Annotated in this window: 12 protein-coding genes and 1 pseudogene; 7 read left to right on the top strand and 6 right to left on the bottom strand. The window is 54.6% G+C overall.

Annotation, left to right across the window (positions count from 1 at the left end):
* Positions 1–25 precede the first annotated feature (25 nt).
* Positions 26–1,129, top strand: coding sequence for an SLC13 family permease (locus AC2A1E_RS09310; protein ID WP_484383501.1), 1,104 nt, complete (start codon positions 26–28; stop codon positions 1,127–1,129).
* Between the two features lie 28 nt (positions 1,130–1,157).
* Here the strand turns inward: AC2A1E_RS09310 and pepT are convergent, their stop codons facing one another.
* Together pepT and pdxR are read right to left on the bottom strand one after the other, a co-directional pair.
* Entirely contained in the window at positions 1,158–2,390 is a 1,233-nt protein-coding gene (pepT, locus tag AC2A1E_RS09305; protein ID WP_484383500.1) for a peptidase T, read from the bottom strand.
* 70 nt (positions 2,391–2,460) lie between these two features.
* Positions 2,461–3,894: a MocR-like pyridoxine biosynthesis transcription factor PdxR gene (gene pdxR / locus AC2A1E_RS09300; protein ID WP_484383499.1), complete on the bottom strand. Its 1,434-nt coding sequence runs from the start codon at positions 3,892–3,894 to the stop codon at positions 2,461–2,463.
* Positions 3,895–3,987: 93 nt separating this feature from the next.
* On the opposite strand from pdxR, the gene AC2A1E_RS09295 reads away from it, so the two are divergent.
* Positions 3,988–4,440 (top strand): rhodanese-like domain-containing protein, encoded by a 453-nt coding sequence (locus AC2A1E_RS09295; protein ID WP_484383498.1) that lies wholly within the window; start codon positions 3,988–3,990, stop codon positions 4,438–4,440.
* On the opposite strand, the gene flk is transcribed toward AC2A1E_RS09295, so the two are convergent.
* On the bottom strand, positions 4,437–5,459 hold the full coding sequence (gene flk, locus AC2A1E_RS09290) for a flagella biosynthesis regulator Flk (protein WP_484383497.1): 1,023 nt from the start codon (positions 5,457–5,459) through the stop codon (positions 4,437–4,439). The two genes, AC2A1E_RS09295 and flk, sit on opposite strands and share 4 nt — an antisense overlap.
* A 181-nt stretch (positions 5,460–5,640) precedes the next feature.
* Here flk and AC2A1E_RS09285 point away from each other — a divergent pair, with 181 nt between their 5' ends.
* Genes AC2A1E_RS09285 through AC2A1E_RS09270 form a run of 4 tightly spaced genes read left to right on the top strand, consistent with a single transcriptional unit; the run spans position 5,641 to position 9,271 of the window.
* Positions 5,641–6,006 (top strand): copper resistance protein, encoded by a 366-nt coding sequence (locus AC2A1E_RS09285; RefSeq protein WP_484383496.1) that lies wholly within the window; start codon positions 5,641–5,643, stop codon positions 6,004–6,006.
* A gap of 49 nt (positions 6,007–6,055) precedes the next feature.
* Positions 6,056–8,077, top strand: coding sequence for a protein-disulfide reductase DsbD family protein (locus AC2A1E_RS09280; protein WP_484383495.1), 2,022 nt, complete (start codon positions 6,056–6,058; stop codon positions 8,075–8,077).
* Complete coding sequence (locus AC2A1E_RS09275) at positions 8,074–8,778, top strand: DsbA family protein (protein ID WP_484383494.1); 705 nt, start codon at positions 8,074–8,076, stop codon at positions 8,776–8,778. The genes AC2A1E_RS09280 and AC2A1E_RS09275 overlap by 4 nt, the downstream gene beginning before the upstream one ends.
* The gene (locus tag AC2A1E_RS09270; protein WP_484383493.1) at positions 8,771–9,271 is read left to right on the top strand and encodes a protein disulfide oxidoreductase; all 501 of its coding nucleotides are present in this window, start codon (positions 8,771–8,773) and stop codon (positions 9,269–9,271) included. Before AC2A1E_RS09275 ends, AC2A1E_RS09270 begins: the two co-directional genes overlap by 8 nt.
* Positions 9,272–9,547: 276 nt before the next feature.
* Here AC2A1E_RS09270 and AC2A1E_RS09265 read toward each other — a convergent pair whose 3' ends face one another.
* The gene (locus tag AC2A1E_RS09265) at positions 9,548–9,679 is read right to left on the bottom strand and encodes a hypothetical protein (RefSeq protein WP_484383492.1); all 132 of its coding nucleotides are present in this window, start codon (positions 9,677–9,679) and stop codon (positions 9,548–9,550) included.
* A gap of 11 nt (positions 9,680–9,690) precedes the next feature.
* On the opposite strand from AC2A1E_RS09265, the gene AC2A1E_RS09260 reads away from it, so the two are divergent.
* On the top strand, positions 9,691–10,527 hold the full coding sequence (locus AC2A1E_RS09260) for a DUF2971 domain-containing protein (protein ID WP_484383491.1): 837 nt from the start codon (positions 9,691–9,693) through the stop codon (positions 10,525–10,527).
* Between the two features lie 87 nt (positions 10,528–10,614).
* Here AC2A1E_RS09260 and AC2A1E_RS09255 read toward each other — a convergent pair.
* Positions 10,615–10,831, bottom strand: a pseudogene (locus tag AC2A1E_RS09255) (transposase); the annotation flags it as partial.
* 120 nt (positions 10,832–10,951) lie between these two features.
* The gene (locus AC2A1E_RS09250) at positions 10,952–12,472 is read right to left on the bottom strand and encodes a tripartite tricarboxylate transporter permease (RefSeq protein WP_484383490.1); all 1,521 of its coding nucleotides are present in this window, start codon (positions 12,470–12,472) and stop codon (positions 10,952–10,954) included.
* Positions 12,473–12,483: the final 11 nt, after the last annotated feature.

Genomic DNA, 12,483 nt, shown 5'->3' with positions numbered 1-12,483 from the left:
CTGGCTGTTTTGATAAGCGAAAAATATGAGTTCAAATGCTGTAACCCGCCTGTTGAGGCCGTTTCTTTACGATCGCTTTTTGCACGCGTTGCTGCTGATCGGCGTAGTGCTGTTTGCTATCAAACCGCAGCCGCTGGTGCAGTTTATCGACTGGCGCACCATTATCACTCTGCTAGGTCTAATGCTGCTGACCAAGGGCGTGGAGGTGAGCGGCTATTTCGATTTTATTGGCCGCCAGATCGTCAACAGGCTGCGCAGTGAGCGCTGGTTGGCGCTGTTTCTGGTGTTTTCCGCCGCGTTGCTGTCATCATTTCTGACCAACGATGTGGCGCTGTTTATCGTGATTCCCCTGACCATCACGCTGAAAAAACTCTCTTCGTTGCCGGTTAATCGGCTGATTATCTTCCAGGCGTTGGCGGTGAATGCGGGTTCATTGCTGACGCCGATCGGCAATCCGCAAAACATCCTGCTGTGGAGCAAGTCATCACTGTCATTCCTCGGGTTTATCGGCCAGATGGCTCCTTTCGGCGCGGTGATGATGCTCAGCTTGCTGGTGGTGACCTGGTTCAGTTTCCCGGCGCGCGATATTGTTAAAAAGGCCCAAGCCCAGAGTTACCCTTACCAAAAGCACCTGTTGCTCAGTTGTGTGGGGTTGTATGGGGTGTTCCTGGCCTGTCTGGATTTTGCGCTACCGCTTTACGGGCTGTTGGCGGTGTTTGTCGGTTTCCTGCTGTTGGCCCGGCGGGTACTGCTGCAAATCGATTGGAGCCTGATTTTTGTATTTATCGCCATGTTTATCGATGTCGGGTTGTTCACCCGGTTGCCGGTGATGCAGCCGTGGTTTAACCACATCGCCGCGCTGCCAGAGGGGGCAGTCTATGCGTTGGGCATTGGCCTGTCACAAATCATCAGTAATGTGCCCGCCACCATTTTGCTGCTCAACTATGTGCCTTCCAGCGCCTTGGTGGCCTACGCGGTGAACGCCGGGGGCTTCGGGTTGGCGATCGGTTCCTTGGCCAACCTGATTGCGCTGCGTATGGCGGGGGATCGGCGGATCTGGCTGCGTTTCCATTATTATTCGCTGCCGTTTCTGGCATGGGCGGCGTTGGTCGGCTGGTTACTGTTGTGACGCCGCGGGTGGCCCCGCGGCTTGAGGGTTAACCGCGTGCGGCCAGCAGGCAGATGCTGCGGGTAACCTGATAAGACTTCACAAAGGAGCTGATTGGCAGGAACTCGAAGCGCGAATGGAAGTTGTGCGCGCCGGTAAAGTAGTTCGGCGTGATCAGGCCACGGCTGGAAAGCGCCGCACCGTCGGTACCACCGCGCATTGGGATCACTTTCGGCGTAATGCCATGGGCGGCCAGTGCACCAAAAATCAGCTCGATGGCGCGTTTGTCCTCGCCGATGGAGTTGCTGATATTGCTGTAAATATCCTGCACCGTGCAACTGACCTTGGCGCGCGGATAGTTGGCTGCCACCTGCTGCACCACTTCTTGCAAACGCGCCTTACGCTGGTTGAAGGCGGCCAGATCAAAATCGCGGATCGACACTTTCAGCGTGGCATTATTCGAATTAGCCACCATATCGTTGAACCAGAAATAACCTTCGCGCCCTTCGGTGTGCTCTGGCGTATCCTGAATATCAAACTGGTTGATGATATCGGTGGCGATGCGGATTGGGTTAATCAGCACGTTTTTTGCCGACATCGGGTGCGCCGTCACGCCCTCAATGCGGATTTCCGCCCCGGCGGCGTTGAAGTTTTCATACACCACTTCGCCCAGTTCGCAGCAGTCGATGGTATAGGCGAAATCAACGTCAAAGCGCGCCAGATCCAGCGCTTTAGCCCCGCGCAGGCCGACTTCTTCGTCCGGCACGAAAGCCACCACGATATCGCCGTGGCGATCGGTAGCGCTCAGATTCGCCAGCAGCGTCATCACCACGGTCACCGCCGCTTTATTGTCGGCACCGAGCACGCTGGTGCCATCGCTGAAAATAATCTCTTCATTAGGATAAGCCAGAATTTCCGGGTGCTCGGTGGTGCGCAGCCAGATATCCTGCTCAGCGTTCAGGCACAGATCTTCGCCGGTAAAGCGCAGGCGCTGTGGGTGGATCTCGGCGGCCAAACCTACGTCAACGGTATCAATATGGGTGATAAAACCGATGCGTGGCGCGCCGGGCTGATTGCCGGGCTTGCGGGCGGTGACGGTGGCGTGTTCGTCGACCAGCACGTCCTCCAGCCCAAGCTGACGCAGCTCAGTGGCTAACAGTTGCGCCATATCATGCTGACCCGCCGTGGTGGGCAGTGTAGTGGCCGCGGCATCACTTTGGCTGGTGACCGCCAGATAACGGAAAAAACGTTCGGTAAGTTGTTCGGCAATAGCGTTGCTCATTAAGGTTCCTCGTGATCGGCAATACAAAGGTTTTAAAGCCAAATCAGTCGGTTGTCCAATGCAATAATGGTTAGCCACGGGCAATTTTGCTCAGTTGCTCAACGGCTGCGCTGATTTCTCCCGGCGTCAGGGCCGAGAAGCCCAGTAGCCAACCGTCGCGCCTGGCCTGTGGCGTCATAAACAGTGCTGTCAAGCCGGGGGTGATCACCCCCAACTGTTGTGCTTGCCGGGTTAAGCTAGCTTCCTGGCCGGGCGGCAGCCAAAGGGTCAGTTGCAAGCCACCGCTTGCCGGTTGTGGTGTGGCGAAGTTCTTCAGCCGCTGTTCTACCTGCGTCAGCAGCCAGTCGCGGCGGCTGCGATAGAGCTGGCGCATGTAACGGATATGCGCCGCAAAATGCCCCTGCTGGATAAACTCTGCCGTCACCGCCTGCATCAGTTGGGCACTGTGGCCGTCGTACAGCGTGCGGGCGGTAGTGAATGCGGTGACCAGCTCTGGCGGCACAATCAGATAGGCCAGCCGTAGCGAAGGGAACAGCGTTTTGGAAAAGGTGCCGAGATACAGCACATTGCCGTGGCGATCCTGGCTCTGCATGGCGGGCATCGGCTGGCCGTCGTAGTGAAACTCGCTGTCGTAATCATCCTCAATAATCCAACTTTGCTCACGCCGCGCCATCTCCAGCAGGGCCAAACGTCGCGGCAAGCTGAGCGCCACCCCGGTAGGGTAATGATGAGCGGGAGTCAGATAGATCAGGCGTGGAATGGGCAATGCGCTATCGGGCCGCAGGCCTGCCTCATCGACATTGACCGGGATCAGATGGGCTCCAGCGCTGGTAAAAGCGTTTCTGGCCCCGAGGTAACCGGGTTCTTCCATCCATACCTTGTCGCCATGATCGAGTAACAGAGTGGCGATCAACTGCAATGCCTGCTGTGAACTGGTTAACACGATGACCTGCTGCGCATCACAGTTCACCCCGCGAGTTTGAGCAACGTAACCGGCAATGGCTTCACGCAGTGGCAGGTAACCTTGCGGGTCGCCGTAGCGCAGCAGCTTTTCACCGCGCACGCGCAGTTGCTGAGCGGTGAGCTGTTTCCACAGTTTCAACGGGAATGCCCGCAGATCTGGTGAACCGGCGGCAAATGGCAAGGGTTGCTGCGGATCGTGGCAGCCACCGGTTTGCAGAATCGATGTGCCACGCTGCGACAGCCGCAACTGGCCAGTCATTTTGCGTACTGCTACCGGCTTGACGATTTGGATAGCGACAAAGGTGCCTTTGCCCACCCGACGCTGTAGATAGCCTTCGGCTTCCAGTTGTGCATACGCTGCTTCGGCGGTAACACGCGAAACTCGCAGGTCTGCGGCTAACAGGCGTGAAGAGGGCAACCGTTGGCCTGCGCTTAACGCACCGCTGTGGATCGCGCTGCGCAAGGTGCTACAAACCCGTTCGCGTAGCGTAGCGGCAGCGTTTTCCGGCTGTTGAAACAGGGTCAGCAACACCTGATGCATGATCGGTCTTATCATTGAGTGAGAATTGGTATCAATGATAAGACCAAAATCGGGCATGATTGTCACTCGTCTTTCTGCACAGGAACCTTCGCTATGACCACTGTATCACTCGTTCTGGCTTTCCCCCCCGCTAGCGCCGCACAAAGCCTGGATTATCTGGCGGCCAAGCTCAGTTATTACGCCGATTCATCGGATGTGGCAGAGGATTTACGCAACGGCATCAGCGGCATAGTGGTGATCGATACCCGCGCCGAAGCGCTGTATGCCGCCGGGCATATTCCCGGGGCAGTCAGCTTCCCGCACCGCCTGATGGATGAACAGAGCACTGCCGCACTGGATCGGGGCAAGGTTTATGTCACCTACTGCGACGGCATCGGTTGCAACGGTTCCACCAAAGGCGCTTATAAACTGGCAAAACTGGGGTTTCGGGTGAAGGAACTGATCGGCGGGCTGGACTTCTGGCAACGCGATGGCCATCCGCTGACCATCGGTGTTGAAACAGGAAGTATGCAAGGGCAGAGCAACGTCGCGGAGTGCGGCTGCTAAAACAGCCAGATCAGTAGCAGGGCCAGCACCAGGAGGATGGCAATCAGCACCAGGGGTTTACTGAACGTGGCTTGCAGTGGCTGTGGCAGTGCAGCAATCAGCGAATGGATCAGCGGTTGCGGCGGCACGTTTTCATTGGTTAACGGCTGACCATGGCTTTTCTCCAGGCGGCGGGTAAACAACTGCTGAATAACATCGTTGATCTGCGTATGGGTCAGCGGTGTATTCAGGCCGCTGCTGAAACGCGTCTGGCAATAGTCGCTGAGCTGTTGCTGTTCCTGCTGGTCTGCCGGTTGTTTCAATACCACCAACAGGTTGTGCAACGTGGGGGCACTTTGTGGGCTGAGCGCTACTTTCACCTGCAAGAATTGGCTGAGTAGCTGGAAATGGCGCGCGGGCAGCGGATCGTTGGTGTTTACCCCCACCAGGTCGAACAGCGCCTGCCAGATTTTGAGCGGCGCTTCACCGGTAGCGGCGCTGAGTTTGGTCACCTGCTGTTGCAGATGCTGGTGTTCCGCAGGCAGTAATGGGCGATCGCTGGTGATGGTTTGCTGTGGATGAGGGATGGCCAGGCCGCCGGTTTGCAGCAGGTTCAGCACCTGTTGCAACTGCGGGGTGCTTAACTGGCTCAACACCGTGTGGCCAAACTGCTGACGGATAAAATCACTCACCGCCAAGCGGTTATTACCCTGCGGTAACAGATCGGTCAATTGTTGCAGTAATTGACGGCTGGCATGGCTTTGCTGCGCTAGGGTAAGACGGTTCTGTAACAACTGTTCAGCCGGTTGGAAATGGCGTGCCAGCAGTTCGCTGCTGTTGTCTGCCCCCAGTTCATGACGCAGGGTGGCCCAGATTTCTGCCGATTTGGCCGGGCTGAGCGCCATGATTTTTACGATCAGTTTTTCAAGCTGAGTACGCTGCGCCGGAGAGAGCGGGAGATCGTCGGAGTGCGGAACGTTGCCCTGGGCCGGAGGGTGATTAGGGGCGTTGGGGGCACCTGGCCCACTCAAAGGTTGCATATCACCAGTCCTTCGCGGCAAAGAGAATCAGTATACCCGGCGAGAAGCACAGGTTGAATCGGTCATGATACCTGTAATTCGGTGCTATCAATACCGCCATCAAGACATTTCTTTACAGGCCAATCGTTGCGTATCTGGTTTACGCCGCTAAGATAAGCGCAGATACGGGATTGGGAAGGTTATGATTAATCGTCAGCGGATTGCAAAATGGTTTTTATGCCTGGCTTGCCTGGTAATGCTCACCTGCATTACACAGCGCATGGCGGGTTTGCATGCGTTGCAATTGGCGATGGGGTTTTCCTCCGCGAGCGCCAGCCCAACACAACTGACGGATGAGGCTGAAACGGCAACCACTCCCTGTGAGTTGAGCGCCAAGTCGTTGCTGGCGGCACCGCCGGTGATGTTTGAAGCCCTGCTGTTTGGCCTCGGTATGTTGCTGGTATTACTGGCGCCCATCATTGCTCCGCGCTTGCGCATCCCACCGCCTCGGGTTATTTCCCCCACCACCCTTAGGGTCCATCTTCGATTATGCGTGTTCCATGAATGAGTTAATCCCCCGTCATATTCGGTGATTAATTAATTTATGGAGAAAAAACATGTTGAATATCATCAGGCTGGCCTTTTCCTGCCTGCTATTACTGTGGCAACCTGCGTTACAGGCGGCGGACAGCGGCTGGCTGCAAAGCCCGCAAAACCATCACGCTAAAGTCAGGCTGCGTGCCGATACCAGCAACGGCGCTGAAACCCGCGTATTGCTGTCTGTGGAACTGGAAAAAGGCTGGAAAACCTACTGGCGATCGCCGGGGGAAGGCGGTATTGCGCCCGCGATCGTCTGGCAGGGCGATCCCCCTGCGGCAACCTGGTTCTGGCCGGTTCCCCAACGTTTTGACGTGGCAGGGATTTCCACCCAAGGCTATCACGATCGGGTGACCTTGCCGATGGTGCTGAAAGGGAGCGCCCCTCAGCAACTCGCGGGCACGCTGACGCTCTCGACCTGTAACAACGTCTGTATTCTGACCGATTACCCGTTCAGTCTGGACCTTGGTGCGCCGAACGATGCGCAGTTCAACCACGATTTCGCCCAAGCGATGGGGCAGGTGCCGATTGCCAGCGGGCTGATCGACAGTATTCGTGCCGGTTATCAGCACGGCGAGCTGCAAATCAGCGCTGAACGTGCGGCGGGCTGGCAACAGCCGGAGCTGTTTTTCGACACTCTAGAGGATGCCGCTCTGGGTAAACCTAAGGTGAGCCATGATGGCGAGAACCTACAGGCGCGCATCCCGGTCAGCGACGGCTGGGGTGACGCGGCCCCCGATCTGCGCGGTAAAACGCTGCGGTTGGTGGTCAGCGATGGCGGAGTGGCGCAGGAAGCGATGGTAACCATCGGTGAGCCGCTCGGATTGTCTCCTTTAACCAGTTTCTCATTATGGCAGGCGGTGCTGATGGCGCTGGCCGGTGGCTTTATCCTTAACCTGATGCCCTGCGTGCTGCCGGTATTGGGGATGAAGCTGGGCTCGATTTTGCAGGTAGAGCACCGCGATCGGCGCAGCGTGCGTTTGCAGTTCCTGGCATCATCCGGCGGTATTGTGGCGTCGTTTATGGCGCTGGCGTTGCTGATGACGCTGTTACGGCTGAGCAATCACGCGCTCGGCTGGGGCATTCAGTTCCAGAATCCGTGGTTTATCGGCTTTATGGTGTTAGTCACCTTGCTGTTTAGCGCCAACCTGTTCGGCCTGTTCCATCTGCAACTCTCTTCCTCGCTCAATACCCGGCTGGCGACTCATAACGGCCATGGCCTGAGTGGGCATTTCTGGCAAGGGGCTTTTGCCACGCTGCTGGCGACACCGTGTTCCGCCCCCTTCCTGGGAACGGCGGTGGCGTTTGCCTTGGCGGCACCGCTGCCGGTGCTGTGGGGCATGTTTGTCGCGCTGGGGATCGGCATGAGTTTGCCGTGGCTGTTCATCGCCGCCTGGCCCGCATTGGCGCTGCGCTTGCCGCGTCCGGGCCGTTGGATGAACGGTATGCGCCTGGTGCTTGGCCTGCTGATGTTGCTGTCTTCGCTGTGGCTGCTCAGCCTGCTGAGTAATCATATTGGCATGTTACCGACTCTGATTACTGGTGCGGTGTTGATGCTGGGTCTGCTGCTGGCGGTCTGGCAACGGTTGGGATGGCGTACCGCGGCCAGCGTGGTGGTGGCAGGACTGGCACTGCTTATCGGTTCGTTCAGCGCTGGCCTGTGGCGGCAACCGCTGCATGACAATATTGCTTGGCAGCCGTTGTCTGAGCAGGCCATCACTCAGGCACTGGCGCAACACAAACGGGTGTTTATCGATGTGACCGCCGACTGGTGTGTCACCTGCAAAGTTAACAAGCTCAACGTACTGATGCGCGAGGACGTGCAACAAGCCCTCAGTGCCGAGGATGTGGTGGCGCTGCGCGGTGATTGGAGCCGCCCATCAGCGACGATCTCCGCCTTCCTGCAACAGCGCGGTAGCGCCGGGATCCCGTTCAACCAAATCTATGGCCCCGGCAGCCCTCATGGGGAGGTGATGTCACCGCTGTTAAGCCGTGACGCCGTGCTGAAAGCTCTCGCTACTGCCAAAGGAACCGAACAATGAAAGCATTACTGATTTTGCTGATACTGATAATCACCCCAACCTGGGCCGCTGAACCCTTTACTGCCGAGCAGGAGGCGCGGATTAAGGTGCTGATCCGCGAAACGCTGATTGCCAACCCGCAGATTCTGGCGGAAGCGGCTGATGCCTGGCAGCAGCAAACCAGCAATCAGGTGATCAAACAACAGGAAAAAAACCTGTTTAACGATCCAGCCAGCCCGCGTTTGGGAGCCAAAAATGCCAAACTGACGCTGGTAGTGTTTACCGACTACAACTGCCCGTACTGCAAACAGTTTGATCCGTTGCTGGAGAAGATCGTCAAGCAATATCCCGAGGTGGCGCTGGTGATGAAACTGGTGCCCTTCAAGGGCGAAAGCTCGATCGCCTCGGCCCGCGTTGCGCTAACCACCTGGCAACAGCACCCGGAACAGTTTTGGCCGCTGCATGAGCGTTTGATGGCCAAAAAAGGCTTTCACGATAATGCCAGTATTGCGGCGGCTCAGCAGAAAACCAGCGTTACGCCGGTTTCACCCAGCGAGCAGAGCATGACCACGTTGCGTGCCAACATGCAACTGGCAGAACAGTTGGGGGTGCAGGGCACGCCCGCGACCCTGATTGGCGACCAGATCTTGCCGGGCGCGGTATCCTATGAGGATCTGGAGGCACTCGTGAAGCAGCAATTGGCAAAGGTGAAAAATGGCTAAGCTAACGCGTTGGGCGCGTGAGTTGCTGGTACTTGCGATGATTGTGTGGGCTGTGATGCTGGCCATGGATTGGCTGCGTGCGCCGCAGGCTCCCCCGGCTTTCAATAACCAGATGCTGGAAACGCTCGACGGTGTGCCGGTATCACTGGCACAGCTCAGCCAAAGCAAACCGCTGCTGGTTTACTTCTGGGCCAGTTGGTGCGGCGTTTGCCGCTTTACAACGCCAAACGTCGCCAGACTGGCGGCCAACGGCGGCAATGTGCTGACCGTGGCGCTGCGTTCCGGTGATGATCGGCAGGTTGAGCAGTTTCTGGCTCACAAACAGTTACGGCTACCGGTGGTTAACGATCGGCACGGCGAGCTGTCGGCACAGTGGCAGGTGGGCGTGACGCCAACCTTTGTGGTGATTTCACAGGGCAGGGTGGTGCAGAGCACCACCGGCTGGACCAGCTACTGGGGCATGAAACTACGGCTGTGGTGGGCAGCGGTTTAATTGCTCTGCACCTCGGTGATTGCCCGGCATAGCCGGGCGATCCCTTCCTCGATTAACTCTGGCGGCAAGGTTAATACTGAGAAGGCGTGAAGGGCGAGGTAACAGCAACCATAGCCTAAGTTTTAATTATCAATGTTCTAATAACATTTTGTTTTATAATAAAAAACTGGTTTCCAGGGATTGAAAAATAAATAATCATCTATTTTGAAAATGTTACTTTATGAAGGATTGTCAGAGACTATTGATAAGGCTAAAATGGTAGCATTATGCGGGTTATTAAATTAATATTGAATTTGCATTTGCATTTGCATTTGCATTTGCATTTGCATTTGCATTTGCATTTGCATTTGCATTTGCATTTGCATTTGCATTTGCATTTGCATAATACAATTTATCATAAGCAAACATGGATACAAATTATGTCTATCATTGATAAAGAAAATGGACGATGGATTCAAAGAGGAGTGGCAAAAAGTAAGTTTCTTTATAAGTATATGGATTCTAAAAAAGAATATCATATGAATAGTTTAAAGGAAAGGAGAGTGTTTCTTAGTGCTAGGGGAAGTCTCAACGATAAATCTGAATTTTTCACGCAAGAAATAACACAAAAGAATGTTTCAAAATATCTTTCTCAATGTATTAATGTGAATGCGGATGCTATTTATAACAACTTAATTTATAGAGATATGTTAAATAGGATGTATTATGATCTTTGTTGTATGAAAAAAATACAGGAGTCGTATGGTATATATTCCATGACATCAGAACCTCGCTCGGAGAGTATGTGGGCGCATTATGGAAATCATCACAAGGGTTTCTGTCTTATAATAATCTGCAACCCAATTTGGGATGGGGTTTTTAAGGTGAGATACTCTAATTATCCACCAAGTATTAATGACATGTCAGATCGGAAACATCCATTAAAGGATACTGACGGTTTTCTTTTTCAAGGGCTGATCACAAAAAGGTTGTCATGGGAGTACGAGAAAGAATACAGACTGATAAATACGAAAATTGGTTCCGGTGGTAAATTAATACCAATTGAAAGCGTTTCTATCACTTCAAATCCAATGCGTATATGTGGTGTTATTTTAGGATGTGATATGGATAAAAATGATGAAGAAAAGGTTATTTCTTATATGGGGGAGCATGACTTGATATTTAAATGTCATCTACCATCAGGGAGAAGTGGACGATTGAGGATTTATAAATATGACAAGAGTAAAAGAATCCTTAACAAAGTCGCAATGTACTAATAATTAGTGTTAATTCATAATGTATACTAGGGGTTTTCAAAAATATAGTTTTTAGTATCTGTAGGTTATTGTAATTCCGGATGCCAGCTAACCTGCTATTTTTGGCATGATTATCGTAAATTTTTTTTGGAAATTACATCCGGAAAGTGATTTTTGTTGGTGAGGTAGCGGTTGTTCGTGTGTGTTTATTCATTATTTTCCACAATAGTTCAATCGTCGGGTTATACGGTGGTAGGTAATGCAGTTCGATATTGCTCGCATACGCCCAGTTCTTCACTAACTCAACTTTGTTATAACTCGCTCCATAAAGGCGTCCTCATTAGTAGACTTATCTCTGGATAAGAAATTAAAGCAATGCGACAAAGACGGTGAGTTGTTTTTTTATATGGGATAAAAAAGGGGCCGATTGCGGCCCCTGAGTCCATCACTCTACCTTGGCGGCCTCCACGGTAATGCTGCGGCGCTTGCGGAATTTACGCAGCACCGGCGGCAGCACCAAAACGGCAACGGCCAGCACCAGCAGGCATTGCGCAATCGTGCTGCTCCACAGGATGCCGAATTCGCCGTTGCTGATCGACAGCGCGCGACGCAGGTTCTGCTCCAACATTTCTCCCAGCACAAAACCGAGGATCAGCGGCGACATCGGGAAATGCATCTTCCGCAGCAGATAGCCAAATACCCCAAGCCCGACCATCAGCAGCAGATCGAAGGTAGTGCTGTGCACGGCATAAACCCCGACCGCAGAGATGGCGGCAATGGCGGGCACCAGGAACCACAGCGGCACGGTCAGCATGCGGGTGAACAGACCAATCAGCGGGATGTTCATGATCAGCAGCATCACGTTGGCGATCAGCAGTGCGGCGATCAGCCCCCAGACAATGTCCGGTTGCTCGGTGAACATCGCCGGACCTGGGGTGATGTTATACAGCGTCAACGCCCCCATCATCACCGCCGTGGTGCCGGAACCCGGCACCCCCAGCGTCAGCATCGGGATAAACGAACCGCAGGCCGACGCGTTGTTGGCGGCTTCCGGCGCGGCCACGCCACGAATATCCCCTTTACCAAAGGAGTCGCTGTTGCCGCTGATCCTTTTCTCGGTCATATAGGTCAGCGCACTGGCAATGGTGGCCCCAGCGCCCGGCAGGATGCCGACGAAAAAGCCGATAAATGAGGAGCGCAGGGTAGGGCCAACGCATTCGGCAGCTTCTTTGCGATTGAACAGCAGACGGCCGGTTTTACGGATCAGTTTCTGGCCGGAACTGGTGCTTTCCAGCATCAGCAGGATCTCACTGACCGAGAACAGACCAATCACCACCACGATAAACTGAATACCGTCGGAAAGGTGCACGCTATCGAAGGTGAAGCGGTAAACACCGGTATTGGCATCCACCCCCACCGTCGCCAACCCTAGGCCGATCAGCGCCGCCAGCAGCGATTTCAGCGGGTTTTCGCTCATCATGCTGCCAAGGCAGGCGATAGCAAACACCATCAGTGCGAAGTATTCCGCCGGACCAAAGGCCAGCGACCAACGCGCCAGCATCGGAGCGAACAGAATGATCCCGATGATGGCAATCAGTGAACCGACAAAAGAGCTGACCGCCGAGATCGACAGCGCCACACCGGCACGCCCTTGCTGTGCCATCGGGTAGCCATCCAAGGCGGTCATGATCGCGGCGGCATCGCCCGGCACGTTGAGCAGAATCGACGAGATACGCCCACCATATTCACAGCCGATATACACCGTAGCCAGCAGGATCAGCGCCGATTCTGCGGGTAATTTCAGCGCGAACGCCAGCGGCAGCAGGATCGCCACGCCGTTGATCGGCCCCAGACCGGGCAGCAAACCAACGATGGTGCCAACGAAACAGCCGATCAGAGCGATAACCAGGTTCTGTGGCAGCAGCGCCACTTCGAACCCTTGCGACAAATACATCCAGGTTTCCATTATCGTCTCCG

This window comes from Serratia sp. HNCC26DJ206, assembly GCF_057180605.1.
The sequence above is the reverse complement of the archived record's forward strand: the minus strand, read 5'-3'. Positions and strand labels throughout refer to the sequence as shown.

Coding starts and splice junctions, on each gene's coding strand:
- AC2A1E_RS09310 (WP_484383501.1), top strand. CDS start 26: ATGAGTTCAAATGCTGTAACCCGCCTGTTGAGGCCGTTTCTTTACGAT.
- pepT (WP_484383500.1), bottom strand. CDS start 2,390: ATGAGCAACGCTATTGCCGAACAACTTACCGAACGTTTTTTCCGTTAT.
- pdxR (WP_484383499.1), bottom strand. CDS start 3,894: ATGCATCAGGTGTTGCTGACCCTGTTTCAACAGCCGGAAAACGCTGCC.
- AC2A1E_RS09295 (WP_484383498.1), top strand. CDS start 3,988: ATGACCACTGTATCACTCGTTCTGGCTTTCCCCCCCGCTAGCGCCGCA.
- flk (WP_484383497.1), bottom strand. CDS start 5,459: ATGCAACCTTTGAGTGGGCCAGGTGCCCCCAACGCCCCTAATCACCCT.
- AC2A1E_RS09285 (WP_484383496.1), top strand. CDS start 5,641: ATGATTAATCGTCAGCGGATTGCAAAATGGTTTTTATGCCTGGCTTGC.
- AC2A1E_RS09280 (WP_484383495.1), top strand. CDS start 6,056: ATGTTGAATATCATCAGGCTGGCCTTTTCCTGCCTGCTATTACTGTGG.
- AC2A1E_RS09275 (WP_484383494.1), top strand. CDS start 8,074: ATGAAAGCATTACTGATTTTGCTGATACTGATAATCACCCCAACCTGG.
- AC2A1E_RS09270 (WP_484383493.1), top strand. CDS start 8,771: ATGGCTAAGCTAACGCGTTGGGCGCGTGAGTTGCTGGTACTTGCGATG.
- AC2A1E_RS09265 (WP_484383492.1), bottom strand. CDS start 9,679: ATGTTTGCTTATGATAAATTGTATTATGCAAATGCAAATGCAAATGCA.
- AC2A1E_RS09260 (WP_484383491.1), top strand. CDS start 9,691: ATGTCTATCATTGATAAAGAAAATGGACGATGGATTCAAAGAGGAGTG.
- AC2A1E_RS09250 (WP_484383490.1), bottom strand. CDS start 12,472: ATGGAAACCTGGATGTATTTGTCGCAAGGGTTCGAAGTGGCGCTGCTG.